The organism is Streptomyces sp. SudanB52_2052, from assembly GCF_964272415.1.
GTDB classification, from domain to species: Bacteria; Actinomycetota; Actinomycetes; order Streptomycetales; family Streptomycetaceae; genus Streptomyces; species Streptomyces olindensis.
The window spans coordinates 7,745,045-7,760,769 of sequence record NZ_OZ186796.1 but is presented as its reverse complement, the minus strand read 5'-3'; the positions used below and the strand labels follow the sequence as shown (position 1 = coordinate 7,760,769).

14 protein-coding genes are annotated in these 15,725 nt (G+C 73.4%); 7 read left to right on the top strand and 7 right to left on the bottom strand.

The window, feature by feature from the left end; translation table 11 throughout:
- Nucleotides 1-53 precede the first annotated feature (53 nt).
- Nucleotides 54-815 (bottom strand): GntR family transcriptional regulator, encoded by a 762-nt coding sequence (locus ACSUPV_RS34895; RefSeq protein ID WP_031115023.1) that lies wholly within the window; start codon nucleotides 813-815, stop codon nucleotides 54-56.
- Nucleotides 816-984: 169 nt separating this feature from the next.
- Nucleotides 985-1,869, bottom strand: coding sequence for an RNA polymerase sigma-70 factor (locus tag ACSUPV_RS34890; protein WP_436949209.1), 885 nt, complete (start codon nucleotides 1,867-1,869; stop codon nucleotides 985-987).
- A gap of 110 nt (nucleotides 1,870-1,979) precedes the next feature.
- Here ACSUPV_RS34890 and ACSUPV_RS34885 point away from each other — a divergent pair, with 110 nt between their 5' ends.
- From ACSUPV_RS34885 to ACSUPV_RS34865, 5 genes are all read left to right on the top strand, one after another.
- Entirely contained in the window at nucleotides 1,980-2,633 is a 654-nt protein-coding gene (locus tag ACSUPV_RS34885) for an NADPH-dependent F420 reductase (protein ID WP_031115025.1), read from the top strand.
- A 130-nt stretch (nucleotides 2,634-2,763) separates the two neighbouring features.
- Nucleotides 2,764-3,594, top strand: a complete 831-nt coding sequence (locus tag ACSUPV_RS34880) for an alpha/beta fold hydrolase (RefSeq protein WP_031115026.1) — start codon at nucleotides 2,764-2,766, stop codon at nucleotides 3,592-3,594.
- A 44-nt stretch (nucleotides 3,595-3,638) separates the two neighbouring features.
- On the top strand, nucleotides 3,639-5,078 hold the full coding sequence (locus tag ACSUPV_RS34875; RefSeq protein WP_436949208.1) for a PLP-dependent aminotransferase family protein: 1,440 nt from the start codon (nucleotides 3,639-3,641) through the stop codon (nucleotides 5,076-5,078).
- Between the two features lie 127 nt (nucleotides 5,079-5,205).
- The gene (locus ACSUPV_RS34870) at nucleotides 5,206-6,780 is read left to right on the top strand and encodes an alkaline phosphatase D family protein (RefSeq protein ID WP_382614270.1); all 1,575 of its coding nucleotides are present in this window, start codon (nucleotides 5,206-5,208) and stop codon (nucleotides 6,778-6,780) included.
- 109 nt (nucleotides 6,781-6,889) lie between these two features.
- Nucleotides 6,890-8,143 (top strand): GNAT family N-acetyltransferase, encoded by a 1,254-nt coding sequence (locus ACSUPV_RS34865; protein WP_382614272.1) that lies wholly within the window; start codon nucleotides 6,890-6,892, stop codon nucleotides 8,141-8,143.
- Nucleotides 8,144-8,210: 67 nt separating this feature from the next.
- Here ACSUPV_RS34865 and ACSUPV_RS34860 read toward each other — a convergent pair whose 3' ends face one another.
- On the bottom strand, nucleotides 8,211-9,392 hold the full coding sequence (locus tag ACSUPV_RS34860) for a trans-sulfuration enzyme family protein (protein ID WP_436949207.1): 1,182 nt from the start codon (nucleotides 9,390-9,392) through the stop codon (nucleotides 8,211-8,213).
- A gap of 59 nt (nucleotides 9,393-9,451) precedes the next feature.
- Here ACSUPV_RS34860 and ACSUPV_RS34855 point away from each other — a divergent pair, with 59 nt between their 5' ends.
- Together ACSUPV_RS34855 and ACSUPV_RS34850 are read left to right on the top strand one after the other, a co-directional pair.
- Nucleotides 9,452-9,943 (top strand): Lrp/AsnC family transcriptional regulator, encoded by a 492-nt coding sequence (locus tag ACSUPV_RS34855; RefSeq protein ID WP_031115031.1) that lies wholly within the window; start codon nucleotides 9,452-9,454, stop codon nucleotides 9,941-9,943.
- Between the two features lie 31 nt (nucleotides 9,944-9,974).
- On the top strand, nucleotides 9,975-11,666 hold the full coding sequence (locus ACSUPV_RS34850; protein WP_359793449.1) for a DUF885 domain-containing protein: 1,692 nt from the start codon (nucleotides 9,975-9,977) through the stop codon (nucleotides 11,664-11,666).
- Here the strand turns inward: ACSUPV_RS34850 and ACSUPV_RS34845 are convergent, their stop codons facing one another.
- From ACSUPV_RS34845 to ACSUPV_RS34830, 4 genes are all read right to left on the bottom strand, one after another.
- Nucleotides 11,667-12,512: an SDR family oxidoreductase gene (locus tag ACSUPV_RS34845; protein WP_436949206.1), complete on the bottom strand. Its 846-nt coding sequence runs from the start codon at nucleotides 12,510-12,512 to the stop codon at nucleotides 11,667-11,669. It lies immediately after the preceding gene.
- Nucleotides 12,513-12,575: 63 nt separating this feature from the next.
- Nucleotides 12,576-13,094 carry an immunity 21 family protein gene (locus tag ACSUPV_RS34840; protein ID WP_031115035.1) on the bottom strand — a complete coding sequence of 173 codons (519 nt, stop codon included), beginning with the start codon at nucleotides 13,092-13,094 and terminating at the stop codon, nucleotides 12,576-12,578.
- 139 nt (nucleotides 13,095-13,233) lie between these two features.
- Complete coding sequence (locus ACSUPV_RS34835; protein WP_436949205.1) at nucleotides 13,234-14,535, bottom strand: MFS transporter; 1,302 nt, start codon at nucleotides 14,533-14,535, stop codon at nucleotides 13,234-13,236.
- Nucleotides 14,532-15,665 carry a PLP-dependent cysteine synthase family protein gene (locus ACSUPV_RS34830; RefSeq protein WP_436949204.1) on the bottom strand — a complete coding sequence of 378 codons (1,134 nt, stop codon included), beginning with the start codon at nucleotides 15,663-15,665 and terminating at the stop codon, nucleotides 14,532-14,534. Before ACSUPV_RS34830 ends, ACSUPV_RS34835 begins: the two co-directional genes overlap by 4 nt.
- Between the last annotated feature and the right edge of the window lie 60 nt (nucleotides 15,666-15,725).

Below are 15,725 nucleotides of genomic sequence, written 5' to 3'. Positions count from 1 at the left end.
CGACCACGACGCACCCGCAGTCCCGAACGGAGCGGACCCCTACGGCGCCAAGGTCAGGACGCCCTCCGCTGCGGCCCGTCGTGGATCTCCACACCCCCCGCGTCCCCGAAGGTCAACCGGCACGTGTCAGCGCGATACGTGGCGACCGACAACGCGGCCGTACGCCCCCCGGCGACGAACCGCGTCGTCACCACCAGCACAGGCGCCCCCGGAAGCCGGTCCAGTTCCTTCGCGTCATCGGCCCCGGCGGAGCCGAGCTCCACCGCGTTCTCCTGCCGCTCCAGCTCGACGCGCTGCAGTTCACGGAGCACCGCACGCGCGCGGGCCGCTCCGGACGGCGCGTCGATGGCGGAGAGCTCCGGCACCGAGGACTGCGGGACGTACAGCAGCTCGGCGGCCACCGGCCGGCCGTGCGAGACGCGGGAGCGGCGCACGATGTGCACGGGCTCGTCACCGCCGGTCCCCAGCGCGTCGGCGACGGCCGCGGGCGGCACCGCCGCCGCGCAGTCGACGGGCTGCCAGGCGTCCTCGGGGCCGCCCGGCCAGGTGTGCGGGCCGGTGCCGAGGGAGACGCCCATGCGGGGCGGCGCGACGGTCGTGCCGACACCGCGGCGGCGTTGCAGCCGGCCTTCCAGTTCGAGCTGTTCCAGGGCCTGGCGGAGTGTGGCGCGGGCGACGCCGAAGCGGGCCGCGAGGTCGCGCTCGTTGGGCAGGATCTCGCCCACGGAGAACTCCGAGTCGAGCGCTTGACTGAGCACGGTCTTGAGATGCCAGTACTTCGGTTCCGGCACCGATTCCAGCTGCGTGGTCCCCACCCTGTCCTCCGCAATCGCCGTGGTCGGCGGCTATTTAGCGCCCTTGTTTATTAAAGGTTGTTGCACTTCTCTGCGACCATAGGGCGGCCCTGATCCTTGGTCAAGACCAATGGCCGGGAACGTTCACGGGACATGTGTACGGCTTCTCGGCCGCACTGCTCCGCGGTGTCTAGAGGGCGGTCAGCGACCGCAGTTTGTCGGGGTTGCGGATGACGTAGACCGCCTGGACGCGGCCGTCGGCGACGTCGAGCTGGAAGACGGCGTCGGGCTTGTCGCCGGACAGGACCAGTACGCCGGGGCCGCCGTTGAGTTCCAGGAAGCGGACGGACAGGTCCGGGAGGCCCTTCCGGGCGGCGCCGACGAGGAAGCGGCCCACCTTGTCGGCCGTCTGCAGGATCCGCAGCGGGGCCCGCGCCTTGCCGCCGCTGTCGCCGACGAGCCGGACGTCCGGGGCGAGCAGGGCCATCAGGCCCTCCAGGTCGCCGTCGGCCGCGGCGGCGAGGAACCGCTCGGTGAGGTCGCGGCGCTGGGCGGGGTCGACCTCGTAGCGCGGCCGCCGCTCCTCGACGTGCTTGCGGGCCCGGCCGGCCAGCTGGCGCACCGCCGGTTCACCGCGGTCGAGCATGGCGGCGATGTCGCCGTACGGGAAGCCGAAGGCCTCGCGCAGCACGAACACGGCCCGTTCCAGCGGTGACAGCGACTCCAGCACGACGAGGACGGCGAGGGAGACCGAGTCGGCGAGCACGGCCCGCTCGGCGGTGTCCGGCACGGTGTCGCCGAAGTCGGTGACGTACGGCTCGGGCAGCCAGGGGCCGACGTACGTCTCGCCGCGGGCCTTGATCTGGCGCAGTCGGTCGATGGCGAGGCGGGTGGTGATCCGCACGAGGTAGCCGCGGGGTTCGCGGACGTCGTCGCGGGCGGCGCCGGACCAGCGCAGCCAGGCCTCCTGGACCACGTCCTCCGCGTCGGCCACGCGTCCCAGCATGCGGTAGGCGACGCCCAGCAGGACGGGTCGGTGCGTTTCGAAGACGTCGGTCGCGGTCTCGGTGGTCACGGCTCCATCCCAGCCCACCGGCGGAGTGCTGTCCAGGCGGGATCGCCCCGCTCCGGACACAATGGCCGACAGGACGCCGGTGATCGGCGACGCGGCTCCCGGAGGTGGCGATGCGGTACGCGGTGCTGGGGACGGGGGAGGTCGGACGCACGCTGGGCGGCCGGCTGGTTCAGCTGGGGCACGAGGTGACGCTCGGCTCGCGGACGAGGGACAACCCGGCCGCGGTGGAGTGGGCCGCCGGGGCGGGTGCGGGGGCGCACGCGGGGACGTTCGCGGACGCGGCGGCGTTCGGGGAGGTCGTGGTGAACGCGGTGGGCGGGCGGGTGGCGCTCGCCGCGCTGGAGGCGGCGGGGGCGGGGAACCTCGGCGGGAAGGTGCTGGTGGACGTCTCCAACCCGTTGGCGTTCGAGGAGGGCGAGCTGCGGCTCTCCCCCGTCGAGTCGGACAGCGTGGGCGAGCAGATCCAGCGGGCCTTCCCGCACGCGCGCGTGGTGAAGACGCTCAACACGGTCAACTGCCGGGTGATGGTGGAACCGGCGCGGGTGCCCGGCGGGCACCACGTCTTCGTCTGCGGGGACGACCCGGGCGCCAAGGAGCAGGTGACGGCGCTGCTCGGGGAGTTCGGCTGGCCGGCGGACCGGGTGCTCGACCTCGGCGGCATCCGGGCCGCCCGGGCGGTGGAGATGTGGCTGCCCCTGTGGGTGGGCCTGCTCCAGAAGTTCGGACACGCGGAGTTCAACCTGGAGGTGCGCCGGGCCCGTTGAGCGGTCCGGCGGGAGGGGGAAGGCGGTGGCACGGTGGGAACGCGGCGACACCTTGAGGGCTACCCGTCGGTAGTAATTGCTGACAAGCTGTCTACAGCGTCCGTCAGCCAGCACAGCCGAGGAGCACCCCATGTCCGCCACCGTCTCCTTCGACGTCGCCACCCCGCGCGGCGACCAGCACGTGACCCTGTCGTACACGCGCGAGGGCAGCGGCGAACCGCTGCTGTTGCTGCACGGCATCGGCCACCACCGGCAGGTGTGGGACCCGGTGCTCCCCGCGTTGACGGCCGAGCGGGACGTCATCGCCGTGGACCTGCCCGGCTGCGGCGAGTCGCCGGCGCTCCCCGACGGCATGGCGCACGACCTGCCGACGATGAACGCCGTTCTCGCGGCCCTGTTGGCGGCGCTGGAGGTCGAACGGCCGCACGTGGCGGGCAACTCGCTGGGCGGCCTGCTGGCCCTGGACCTGGCCCGGGCACGCCTCGTCCGGTCCGTCACCGCCCTGTCCCCCGCCGGGTTCTGGAACGCGGCCGAGCGCCGCTACGCCTTCGCGGTGCTGATGACGATGCGGCAGATCGCCCAGCGGATGCCGCTGCCCGTGGTCGAGCGGCTGGCCCGCCCGGCGATCGGCCGCACCCTGCTGACGAGCACCATCTACGCCCGCCCCGGCCGCCGTTCCCCCGAGGCCGTGATCGCCGAGACGCTCGCGCTGGCCCGGGCCCAGGGCTTCTCCGAGACCCTCCGCTCCGGCCGGACCGTGCAGTTCACGGACGACATCGTGGGCACACCGGTCACCGTGGCCTGGGGCAACCGCGACCGGCTCCTGATCCCCCGCCAGGGCGTGCGCGCCAAGGGTGTCATCCCGCAGGCGCGGCTGGTCCGGCTGCCCGGCTGCGGCCACGTCCCGATGAACGACGACCCGGCGCTGGTCGCCCGGGTGGTGCTCGACGGCAGCCGCTGAACCGGATCCCCTGCCACCGGCAGGCGCGTTCTAAGGTCTTCCCCATGAGGCCATCGCAGAGCGATCCGGGCAGAGGTACCGCGTCCGCCGCCTGGGAGTTGCTGCTCCCGGCCGCTTCGGCGCCGGCACGCACGCGTGGCCGTGCCCTCCAGGCGGCGCTGCGCGAGGCGGTCCGCTCGGGCCGGCTGGCGCCGGGCACGCGGCTGCCGTCGAGCCGGGACCTCGCGGCGGACCTGGGCGTGTCGCGGGGGCTGGTCACCGAGGCGTACGAGCAGCTGACGGCGGAGGGCTATCTGCGCAGCGGCGGGGGCGCCGGAACGTGGGTGGGCGCGGCGGTGCGTGCCGCCCGGCCGCGTGCGCGCGACCTCGCCCCGCGCGCGCCCGGTGCCCGCGCCGACTTCGTGCCCGGGACGCCGGACCTGTCGCTGTTCCCGCGCTCGGCCTGGGCCGCCGCGCAGCGTGCCGTGCTGGCGGACCTGCCGCACCAGGAGCTGGGGTACCCCGATCCGCGCGGTCTGCCCGGGCTGCGGACGGCGCTGGCCGGACTGCTCGCCCGGCGGCGGGGCGTGGTGGCCGACCCGGAGCGGATCGTGATCGTCTCCGGGGTGGCCCAGGCGACGACCCTGCTCGGTTTCGCGCTGCACGCGCGCGGGGTGCGCGCCGTCGGCGTGGAGGACCCCGGCAGTCCCCAGCACGACGCCCTGTACGCCGCGGCCGGGGTCACGACCGTGCCGCTTCCCCTGGACGGCGAGGGGATCGCCCTCCGGCCGCTGCGGGAGTCGGGCGTACGGGCCGTCGTCACGACACCGGCCCACCAGTTCCCCACCGGCATCGCCTACTCGGCCCGCCGGCGCGCCGAACTGCTCGACTGGGCGCGGTCCGTGGACGGCATCGTCCTGGAGGACGACTACGACGGCGACTTCCGCTACGACCGCGCCCCGGTCGGCGCGCTCCAGGGCCTCGACCCCGGCCACGTCGCCTACACGGGCTCCGTCAGCAAGTCCCTCGCCCCGGGCCTGCGCCTGGGCTGGCTGCTGGTGCCCGAGTCCTGGGCGGCGGAGATCGTCGAACGCAAACGCACCATGGATCTCGGCCACCCGGCCCTCGACCAGGCCCTGTTCGCGCGCTTCGTGGAACGCGGCGACTACGACCGCCAGTTGCGCCGCTGCCAGCGCGCCTACCGCGAGCGGCGTGACGCGCTGGTCGCCGCCCTGGCGGAACACTTCCCCGGCGCGGAGGTGTCCGGGATCGCCGCGGGCCTGCACGTGATCGCCACGCTGCCGGAGCGGTTCGGCCCCGAGGACGGGTTCCTCGCGCGCGTGGCGGCGGCCGGGGTGGCGGTGCGCCCGCTGTCCTCCTGCACCCACTCGCGGCCCGGGGACGCCGGAGCGAAGGAGGTGCGACTCGTCCTGGGCTACGCGCACATCTCCCCGGCCCGGATCGCCGAAGGGGTCCGTCTGATGGCGGAGGCGGCCACCGGGTGACCCGGCGTGCCCGCCCGGTTCCCTCACCCCGCGGTCAGTTGTTCACTTGGGGTTCGTGTGTGCGCTGCGGCGTGCCAGTAGTTGTGGCTCTGCACACTGGCCGGATCCCGTCCCTGGAGGCGTATCCATGTCACACCGTCCGTTCCCCGGGCGCCGTAGCGTCCTGCGCGGCTCCCTCGCCGCGTCGGCGGCCCTCTCCCTGCCCACCGCGCTCGGCGCGGCACCGGCCTTCGCGCGGTCCGGGCGTCCGCAGGCGCAGTGGGGGGTGCAGGCCGGAGACGTGACCTGCGACTCCGGGCTGGTGTGGGTGCGCTCCGACCGGCCCGCCCGGATGATCGTCGAGACGTCGGCGACCGAGTCGTTCCGCAACCCGCGCAGATGGCGCGGCCCGCTGCTGGGCCCGGGCACGGACTTCACCGGCACGACCCCGCTGCGCGGTCTGCCGTCCGGCGAGCAGATCCACTACCGCGTGCTGCTCGCCGACCCGGACGACCCGCGCCGCACCGGCGAGCCGGTCACCGGCACCTTCCGCACCGCGTCCGCCAGACGCCGCGACGGCGTGCGGTTCGTGTGGTCCGGCGACCTGGCCGGACAGGGCTGGGGCATCAACCCGGACCTCGGCGGCTACCGGATCTACCGGGCGATGGCCGCCCTGGACCCGGACTTCTTCCTCTGCAGCGGCGACAACGTCTACGCCGACGGCCCGATCACCTCGACCGTGGCCCTGCCCGACGGCCGGACCTGGCGGAACATCACCACCGAGGAGAAGGCGAAGGTCGCCGAGACGCTCGCGGAGTTCCGCGGCAACTTCCGTTACAACCTCCTGGACGAGAACCTGCGCGCCTTCAACGCCCAGGTGCCCTCGATCATCCAGTGGGACGACCACGAGGTCACCAACAACTGGTACCCGGGCGAGATCCTCGGCGACACCCGGTACACCGAGAAGAACGTCGACGTGCTCGCGGCCCGCGCCCGCCAGGCGTTCTCCGAGTACTTCCCGATCTCGACGCTGCGCCGCCCCGACGGCCGCGTCTACCGCGTGCAGCACCACGGCCCGCTGCTGGACGTCTTCGTCCTGGACATGCGCACCTACCGCAACGCCAACTCCCCCGACGACCAGCCCACCGACCCGCAGGGCATCCTGGGCCGTGAGCAGTTGGAGTGGCTCAAGCGCGAACTGTCCCGCTCCCGGGCGGTGTGGAAGGTGATCGCCTCCGACATGCCGCTCGGCCTGGTCGTCCCGGACACCGGCGACGGCAAGCCGAACATCGAGGCCGTCGCCCAGGGCGATCCCGGCGCGCCGCTCGGGCGTGAGCTGCAGATCGCCGAGCTGCTGCGGTTCATCAAGCACCGGCGGATCACGGGCACGGTGTGGCTGACGGCCGACGTGCACTACACCTCGGCGCAGCACTACCAGCCGTCGCGGGCCGCCTTCACCGACTTCGAGCCGTTCTGGGAGTTCGTGTCCGGCCCGCTCAACGCCGGTGCCTTCCCGGCGAACACGCTCGACGGCACCTTCGGCCCGGAGCGCGTCTTCGTGAAGGCCCCGACCACCGCCAACGTCTCGCCCGCGGGCGGCTACCAGTTCTTCGGCGAGGTCGATATCGACGGCGGCAGCGGCGAGCTGACGGTGCGTCTGCGCGAGCAGGACGGCACCGTGCTCTTCACCCAGGTGCTCCAGCCGGGCCGGGTCGGCCAGTAGGTACGGAGCGCAACGTTTGAAGGGGTGATAAAGAGGGCACGATGCCCTTTTTACCCGCCAGTCACAAGGCGTTCGTGATCACGCAACACCGTTCCGTCACAGTGGGTGCATGACGCGAGAAGTGACGGAAGTGAAGCACCTCGACGGCGGCCGGGCGGGCCGCCGGCAGCGGCTCGCGGCGGCGTTCCGGGCCTGGCGAACACGACGCCACGAACACGCGCCGCCGACGGGCGATACCGGGTCCCCGGCACCGGAGCCGGTGCCGGGGGCGAACACGCTGTGGCGGATGCGGACCACGGTGAAGGACGAGCCCGGGTCGCTGGCGGCGCTGTGCACGGCACTCGCCGGGCAGCGGGTCGACATCCTCAGCCTCCAGACGCACCCGCTGGCCGAGGGCACGGTGGACGAGTTCCTGCTGCGGGCCCCCGGAGAGCTGTCGGCGTCCGCGATCACCACGGCCGTCCGGTCGGCCGGCGGATCCGACACCTGGATCGAGCGGGCCGACGCGCACGACCTGGTGGACGCGCCGACCCGGGTCCTCTCACTGGCCGCCCGCACGGCCCTGGACGCGGCGGAGCTCCCGCTGGCTCTGCGGCAGTTGCTGGGCCGGTGCACCATCCGTTCGCAGCCCGCGCCGACCGCCGGCGACCGCGTGCCGGGGAGCCTTCCGGTGGAGGGCGCCCTCGACGACACGGTGATGCGGCTGCGCGCCCCGGAAGGCGGAGTGATCACCGTCGAGCGGCCGTACCTGCCGTTCACCCCGACCGAGTTCGCCCGGGCCAGGGCCCTGGTGGAACTGGACGCCCGGCTCGGTCCGCGCGTCCCGCACGGCCGGGACGTGCTCACCCTCGCCGAGGGCAGCGACATCACCGTGCGGCGGGCCGACACGCGTGACCTCCAGGCCGCGCGGGCGATGCACGAGCGGTGCTCGCCGCGGACGCTGAAGCTGCGCTACCACGGGCCGGTCGGTGACGCGGACCGGTATCTCAACCACCTGCTCAGCCCGCGATTCGGGCGCACGCTGGCCGTGCAGACGGCTTCCGGGCGGCTCGTCGGACTCGGTCATCTGCTGTGGGACGGGGACGAGACCGAGGTCGCGCTGCTCGTCGAGGACGCGTGGCAGCGGCGTGGCATCGGCGGTGAGTTGCTGCGGCGACTGGTGGCGATGGCCCGTGAGGCCGGGTGCACGAGTGTGTACGCCGTGACGCAGGCCTCCAACACGGGGATGGTCGCGGCGATGCGGGGGCTGGGGCTGCCGCTCGACTACCAGGTCGAGGAGGGGACGCTGGTCATCACGGCGCGGCTGGGTGAGGCCGCGGTGACGACCGGTGCGGAGGAGTTGGGGAGTGCGTCCGCGCCGTAGGAGGTCATGACCGTAGGCGGGTGCGGGCGCGTTGTGGTTGTTCGCGCCCACGCGGCGGAGCCGCACATCAGTACGGCCCCGCGCCCTTTTCGGAGCGCAGCGCCTGGGCGAGGTCGAGCCACAGGTCCTCCACGTCCTCCAGGCCCACGGACAGGCGCAGCAGCCGATCGCCGACCCCCGCTCCCCTGCGGTCCTCCGCGTCCACGATGCGGTGGCTGATGGACGCCGGGTGCTGGATCAGGGTGTCGACGCTGCCGAGGCTCACCGCCGGGGTGATCAGGCGTACCCCGGCGATGACCTCGTGCGGGTCGCCGTGGACTTCGAAGGAGACCATGGCGCCGCCGATGCGGGGGTAGTGGACGCGGGCCACGCGCGGGTCGGCGGCGAGGCGGCGGGCGAGTTCGGCCGCGGTGGCGGAGGCGGCCCGGACCCGGACCGGCAGGGTGGACAGGCCCCGCAGCAGCAGATAGCCGGCCAGCGGGTGCAGGACGCCGCCGGTCGCGAAACGCACCTGGCGCAGCCGGCCCGCGAACTCCTCGTCGCAGGCGACCACGCCCGCCAGCACGTCCCCGTGCCCGCCGAGGTACTTGGTGGCGCTGTGCAGCACCAGTCGCGCCCCCTGCTCGGCGGGGCGCTGCAGGACCGGCGTGGCGAAGGTGTTGTCCACGAGCAGCGGCACCGAGCCGCAGGCGTGCGCCACGGCCCGCAGGTCGACCTCAGCGAGGGTCGGGTTGGCCGGGGACTCGACCATGACCAGGCCGGTGTCCGGGCGCAGCGCGTCGGCGACACCGGCAGGGTCGGTCCAGGTCACCTCCGAGCCCAGCAGTCCCGCGGTCAGCAGATGGTCGCTGCACCCGTAGAGGGGGCGTACGGCGACGGCGTGCCGCAAACCCATCGAGCCGCGGACGAGGAGGACGGCGCTCAGCGCGGCCATGCCGCTGGCGAACGCGACCGCCGCCTCGGTGCCCTCCAGTCGGGCCAGCGCCGTCTCGAAGCGGGCGACGGTCGGATTGCCCAGGCGTCCGTACACGGGCGGCCCGTCCGGCTCGGCGCCGGTGGCGGCGAACGCGTCGATCCGGGCCGCCTCGCCGCGGCTGTCGTACGACGGGTAGGTGGTGGACAGGTCGATCGGCGGGGCGTGCAGGCCCTGCCGGGCCAGGTCGTCCCGCCCGGCGTGCACGGCCTCGGTGGCCAGTGCCCGTGGTGCGGTGCGTACGTCGTCGTGGGCGCCCATGCTCGCTGTGTCCATGACCGAAGGGTGAACACCGGCCGGGGTCGTGGGGCTGAACCCCGTGCTACGTTCGGCCGATGACCGAATCCGTCGTACTGGACCCGGTGGATCTCCATCTGCTGCGGCTGCTGCAGAACGACGCCCGGACGACCTACCGGGATCTCGCCGCGCAGGTCGGGGTGGCGCCGTCGACCTGTCTGGACCGGGTGGCCCGGCTGCGCCGCTCCGGGGTGATCCTCGGGCACCGGCTGGAGCTGGACCCCGCCAAGCTGGGGCGCGGCCTGGAGGCGCTGCTGTCGGTGCAGGTCAGGCCGCACCGGAGGGAGCTGGTCGGGCCGTTCGTGGAGCGGATCCGGGCGCTGCCGGAGTCGCGGACCGTCTTCCATCTGACCGGGCCGGACGACTATCTGGTCCATGTCGCGGTCGCCGACATGGCCGATCTCCAGCGGCTCGTGCTGGACGAGTTCACGGCCCGGCGGGAGGTGGCCCGGGTGGAGACCCGGCTGATCTTCCAGCAGTGGGAGTGCGGGCCGCTGCTGCCGCCTTCGCCCACGGCTCAATCCGCGTGACGTGTGCGGCCCCTCGTACGAGGATGGCCGCATGTCTGAGATCAAGAGCCCGCTGCCCCGTGAGGTCGCCGACGCCTACGTCGACGAGCTCGTCGCCCTCGACCCGATCACCGGCACGTTCCTCGGCGTGAAGGAGAGTTCGAGCAGGCTGCCCGACACCTCGCCCGCGGGCCAGGAGGCGTTCGCGGAGCTGGCGCGCCGGACGCTGGCCCGGCTGGACGAGGCCGAGCGGCAGCCCGGAGCGGACAGCGACATCGAACGCCGCTGCGGCCGGCTGCTGCGCGAGCGGCTCACCGCGGAACTCGCCGTGCACGAGGCCGACGAGAGCCTGCGCTCCGTCAGCAACCTGAGCTCCGTCGCGCACGCGGTGCGGCAGGTGTTCACCGTGACGCCGGCGCAGTCGGAGGAGGACTGGACGGCGATCGCCGAGCGGCTGCGCGCGGTCCCGGCCGCTCTGGAGGGCTACCGGGAGTCCCTGGCGCTCGGCCTGGAGCGGAAGCTGTACGCCGGGCCCCGCGCGACGGCCACCTTCGTGGAGCAGCTCGGCGAGTGGGCCGACGCGGACGGGCAGGGCCACGGCTGGTTCGAGCAGTACGCCGCCGCCGGCCCCGAGTCGCTGCGGCCCGAGCTGGAGACGGCGGCCCGCGGGGCCACCGAGGCCGTGGTGCGGCTGCGGGACTGGATGCGGGACGTGTACACGCCGGCGATCGAGGGCGCCCCGGACGTGGTGGGCCGGGAGCGGTACGCGCGCTGGGTGCGGTACTACAACGGCACGGACCTCGACCTGGACGAGGCGTACGCCTACGGCTGGTCCGAGTACCACCGTCTCCTCGGCGAGATGAAGGCCGAGGCCGAGAAGATCCTGCCGGGCGCGGCCACCCCCTGGGTGGCGCTGGCGCATCTCGACGAGCACGGGACGCACATCGAGGGCGTCGACGAGGTCCGCGACTGGTTGCAGGGCCTGATGGACGAGGCGATGAACGCGCTCGACGGCACCCACTTCGACCTGGCCGAGCGGGTGCGCCGGGTCGAGTCGCGCATCGCGCCGCCCGGCAGCGCCGCGGCCCCGTACTACACGCCCCCGTCGGACGACTTCTCCCGCCCGGGCTGCACCTGGCTGCCGACCATGGGCCTGGACCGCTTCCCGGTCTACGACCTGGTGTCGACCTGGTACCACGAGGGCGTGCCCGGCCACCACCTCCAGCTGGCCCAGTGGAAGCACGTGGCGAAGGACCTCTCCCGCTACCAGGCGAGCGTCGGCATGGTGAGCGCCAACGCCGAGGGCTGGGCCCTGTACGCGGAGCGGCTGATGGACGAACTGGGCTTCCTGACGGACGCCGAGCGCCGGCTCGGCTATCTGGACGCCCAGATGATGCGGGCCGTGCGCGTGATCATCGACATCGGCATGCACCTGGAGCTGACGATCCCGGACGACTCGCCGTTCCACCCCGGCGAGCGCTGGACGCCCGCGCTGGCGCAGGAGTTCTTCGGTGCGCACAGCAGCCGCCCGTCGGACTTCGTGGAGAGCGAACTGACCCGCTACCTGTCGATGCCGGGCCAGGCCATCGGCTACAAGCTCGGCGAGCGGGCCTGGCTGCTGGGCCGCGAGAAGGCCCGCGCCCGGCACGGGGACGCCTTCGACCCGAAGGCCTGGCACATGGCGGCACTGTCCCAGGGCTCCCTGGGCCTGGACGATCTGGTGGACGAGCTGTCCGCCCTCTGATCAGCGCCGGAAGCCGCCCTCGGAATCGATGACCTGCCCGGTGACCCACTCCCCCTCGTCCGTGGCGAGCCACGCGATGAGGCGGGCCGGGTCGTCGGGCATGCCCCACCGTCCGGCGGGGAAGCGGGCGGCGACGGCCTCGTAGTCGGCGCCGGTCATGTAGTCCGTGTCCACGGGGCCGGGGTTGACGGTGTTGACGGTGACCGCGTGTTCGGCGAGCGCCGTCGCGAGGGACCGCGTGACGGAGGCGAGGGCGCCCTTCTGGAGGGCGTAGGCCAGCTCCCCGGGCATGCCGCCCGCGATGTCCTGCCCGGACGTCATCATCATCACGCGTCCGCCCGGGGTGCGGGGCGGCAGTGCGGCCCGCAGCCGGGCGTAGGCCTGGACGAGCAGGATCACGGAGCGGGTGTCGACCGCCCAGTGCGTGTCGAGCATCGCCGTGTCGATCTCGTCCAGGGCGCCGTCGAACCCGCTCTGCGCGTGGTTGGCGACGAGGATGTCGAGGCGTCCGCCGAGCGCGTCGGCGGCCCTGGCGACGAGTGCGGCGGGCACGGCCGGGTCGGCCAGGTCACCGGGGCCGGCGACGACCCGGGCCCAGGGATCGCCCAGTGCGTCGCGTACCGAGGCGAGGACGTCCTCGGGGCGGTCCGCGCCCCAGGGTTGGCCGGCGTCGTGCGGCACGTGGTGGTGCAGGTAGACGCTCGCCCCGTAGGCGGCGAGGCGGCGGGCGACGGCGTGTCCGATGCCGCCGCGGCGGCTGGCGCCGGTGACCAACGCGGCCCGGCCGCGCAGGGGCAGGGGGTGGCGGCGCAGTTCTGCGGGGGTGGGGTGGGGAAGACGGGGCATGGGTTCATCGTGGTAGGCCCCCACGGCCCGACGCACATGATTTTCCTCCGGGGCGTGGGGTGACTACCGCGGCGCCAGCAGACGGAGGTGGACCAGGTCGAGCCAGGTCTCGGGACCCGGCTGGACCCGGGCCGCGCGCACCGCGTACCGGCCGGGCTCCAGGGCGATCCGTACGTGGTCGGTCCCGGAGGTGTCCGTACCGGGCCAGGCCGCGTCGAACAGGAGGACCGTGCCGGGTACTTCCCAGTTCACCTCGGTCCCCCACTCCGCGGTCCGGATCGCCGCGGGGACGCTCGCCAGCAGTTCGTCCTCGGAGTCGCCGGCGCACCACCGGACGAACGCGCCGTGGTCGGGCAGGTAGGCGGTGGAGGCGGGTTCGTCGCCCAGGACCAGGGCCGTGCAGTCGCCGACCGGGAGGAGTCCGACGTGTCCGTCCACCTCGCAGGCCCGGTCGTAGTCCGACGCCGTCTCCTCGCCGTCGGCGCCCGCCCAGAACGGCAGGACGGTCTCGGGTACCGCTATCAGCGGCCCGCCGCCCGACTCCACCCACTCCACGACGCCCGGTTCCGCGTATCGCACCATGGCGCAAGAACCTACAGGGTCAACTCGCGGCAAAAAATCGGGGGTTCGGCAGCCGCACCCGATACGCGAAGCCGTCGGCGTCTCGGGTGGGGGCGGGGCACCGTGCGGTGCCCCGCCCCCGGGCCGGTGGGCCGGTGGGTCAGGCGGTCGCGGTGAGCGGCTCGGAGGCCGGCGGTGCCGCCAGTCGGCCGGTGCGGTGCAGGCCGTACAGGGCGGCCGCGCAGGCCAGGCCGAGCGCGCACAGGGTGATCCAGGGCAGCGCGGGCATCCCGGCCGCGCGGGCGGCGTCGAGCGCGGCGCCCGTGCCGAGGTTCCCGACGGTGATGCCGATGCCGCAGATCGTGTTGTACAGCCCGTAGTGGGTGGCGACGAGGCGGTCACCGGACAGACGGACGATGGTGTCCATCTCGAACGGGTACGCGATCATCGTGCCGATGGCCAGCAGCAGCGCCGCGAGCGTCGGCGGAACCGCCGCGAGCAGCCACAGCCCGATCCCGGACTCCGGTACCGGCACGGCGGTGGCGAGCGGCAGGGGCACGAAGGCCAGCCCCATGGCCGCGAGCCCGCGCACGAGCGCCTGTCCCGGCTCGTACCGCGCCTTGCACCACGCCGTCACGCGCGTCTGGCCGAGGATCGTGGTCAGCCCGGACATGGCGAAGAGCGTCGCCACCGCCGCCGTGCCGAACTCCCCGTCCCCGCCGAGCCGTCGCACCTCCAGCGGCAGCGCCAGGTAGACCTGGAAGGACAGGACGTACGAACCGATCATGGCGAGGGAGAAGAGCAGGAACGGCCGGTTGGCGAGAATGCCGCGCCACTGGGTCAGCACACCCTCGTCGGCGGGGGCGCCCTGCCGCCCGGTGTCCTCCGACCTCCTGGCGGGCAGTGCGCGGATCTGTACGACGCTCAGCAGCGCGAAGATCCCGGCCGACACCAGGCAGGTGATGCGGAAGTCCACGCCGGTCAGCACCATGCCGGCCAACGGGCCCAGCAGGATGCCCGCCTGGTAGAACACGTTGAACAGGGCGAAGGCCTCGACCCTGCGCTCCCCGGCGTCGGCCGCGAGGTACGCCCGTACGGCCGGGTTGAACAGCGCCCCGGCCAGCCCGGTGGCCGCCGAGGCGGCGAGCAGGGCGGGCAGGGAATCGACCAGGCCGAGCGTCGCGAAGCCGACGGTGCGCAGCACGCATCCGGCGACGATCAGCGGCTTGTAGCCCAGACGGTCGGCGAGTGTGCCCCCGACCAGGAACATGCCCTGCTGGCTGAAGTTGCGTACGCCGAGGACGAGTCCGACGATCCAGCCGGCCAGCCCGAGCGTTCCGGAGAGGTGAGCGGCCAGATAGGGCATCAGCATGTAGAAGCCCAGGTTGATGGTGAACTGGTTGACCATCAACAGCTGGACGCTGCCCTCGTACGACCGGACCTGGGTGTACAGCCCCTTCACCGGTCCTCCTCCGAAGCGTCCGATGCGCCCTGAGCGTCTCGCAGGGTGAGGGGATCGACGACGGTGGTGCACCGGGTCCAGCGGGTGACCTCCTTCTCGTCCAGGCGGCCGAGCAGCTCCGGTTCGGGCGCCGGTGGTGACTCCAGCAGGCCGTGGGCGGCGCAGTAGTCGTCGTCGTAGACCGTCCCCAGGTAGCGCTGCGGACCGTCGGGGAAGATCGCGACGATCCGGGCGTCCGCCGGCATCGTGCGGGCCAGCCAGCCGGCCACCAGCGCTACGGCGCCGACACTCCACCCGCCGGTGGCGTAGTGGGAGGCGGCCAGCTGTCGGCAGGTCCACACGGCCTCGTGCGGGGCGACCCAGTGCACTTCGGAGAAGTTCTCGTAGGCGACGTTGCGGGGGTAGATGCTGGAGCCGAGTCCGCGCATCAGCCGGGGCCGGGCGGGCTGGCCGAAGATCGTGGAGCCGATGGTGTCCACGCCGACGACGGTGAGCTCGGGGTAGAGCTGGCGCAGCACGCGGGAGACGCCGGCCGAGTGGCCGCCGGTGCCGACGCTGCACACCAGCATGTCGATGTGGCCCATCTCGGAGGCGAGTTCGAGCGCCAGCGGGGTGTAGGCGGCGACGTTGTCGGGGTTGTTGTACTGGTCAGGGCACCAGGAGCCGGGGTGCTGCTCCAGCAGTCGCTGGACGCGGTCGCGGCGGGCCTGCTGCCAGCCGCCGGTGGGGTGCGGCTCGGAGACGACGTTGACCCGGGCGCCGTACGCGGTCAGCAGCCGGGTCATGGACAACTCCAGCCCGGGATCGGTGACCAGGGTGACCGGGTGGCCGTACACCATCCCGGCCAGCGCCAGACCCAGTCCCAGGGTCCCGCTGGTGGACTCGATGATGCGCCCACCGGGCCGCAGGTCGCCCCGGGCGCGGGCCCGCTCCACCATGTGCAGCCCCGGACGGTCCTTGATGCCGCCGGGGTTGAAGCCTTCGAGCTTCGCCCAGAAGCCACGCCCGGCGGGCGCCAGCGGCTCCGACACCCGCAGCAGCGGGGTGTTGCCCACCAGTCCGGACAGGGCGGACTGGCCGGGCTGGCCGGGCTGGCCGGAAGGGGTCCCGGCCTTGGTCGATGACTGCATGTCTGTGTGTTCACTCTCGCTCGATGAATACCGGTGCGGGTGCATCTCGCGCGTCCTGGC